Genomic DNA, 1,062 nt, shown 5'->3' with positions numbered 1-1,062 from the left:
ATACATTCCAGTATAAAATTTATTTTCTTCAATCAATCCCGCATTCAAATTTGTCGGACCATTAAGTGCCTTTCTTATATCCACAATTCCCCAGCCCATCTGATTGTCAAGTCTATCTCTTTCACGATAAGCCGTTGTCAAAAGAATTTCTTTAATCTGATGATAAGTCAGCCCCTTAAATTTATTCAAAATAATTGCCGCATATCCAGCCGTTCTAGGTGTTGCGAAACTTGTTCCAAATTTATTTTCTTCTTCCGTTTTACTATATATGTTACCAAGTGCTACTATTGTATTACTTCGTGCATATAATGCATCTGCACTGACTTCATCATCTGTTTGAGACATTGTACATTTTTCTGAAAAATCTGATATTTTTCCACCTTTGTAACTTTCATTCAGCAAAACAGAATTTGTCACATCTTTTTTCCCATAAACAAAACAATTTGCAGCATCAACCATTATTCGCTGACTTCTAAACAATTTTGCTACTTCATCGCTATACAAGGGAAGTTTTGCAGTTGCATCATTAAGCAATACTTCAGCATTAGAATTATTTTCCTTTTTTTGTGCATTAGGAACAGCCAATACCAATAAATTTCTATCATCTGTATTCGTTGTCACAAGTCTGGGCATATAATTATTTAAAAGTGTTTCATTTATTACATTTCCAAAATACCAAGCATTGTCTGTTAATAAATACTGCGAATAATATGGTGTACTTGTACTATAGGAAAATATTCCTTCTAACATATTCCATTCATTTTCAGCACCATAATTTATTACTTGACCTGCATCAAATCCTGTTGTTTCAAGAAAAGTTTTCGTGGCAAGTGTCGTATGATCTTCACCTTCCTGATCCTTTAACGAATGTTTTGCTATTTTTTCCCAATTTTCAGGAAGATAAGTTCGTGGCATTTCATCTCCAACTTCTTTTTTCCAATTATCATAGCCTGTCGTATTATCAGTTATAGCATAATAAATTTTACCTTTTCTATACTCATTTTTTTGATATTTTACCAAATTTTCTTTTACATCATAATCAGATACTTTTGTTTTTTTATC

1 protein-coding gene is annotated in these 1,062 nt (G+C 31.8%); it reads right to left on the bottom strand.

Going from position 1 to position 1,062, the window contains the following annotated elements:
* The coding region (locus tag Q0370_RS05050) for a S8 family serine peptidase (protein ID WP_299572944.1) at positions 1–1,062 on the bottom strand (1,062 nt) is incomplete at both ends.

The organism is uncultured Leptotrichia sp. (genome assembly GCF_938036635.1).
Classification (GTDB): domain Bacteria; phylum Fusobacteriota; class Fusobacteriia; order Fusobacteriales; family Leptotrichiaceae; genus Leptotrichia; species Leptotrichia hongkongensis.
Note: the sequence above shows the minus strand (reverse complement) of the source record. Positions and strands in the feature narration are given on the sequence as shown.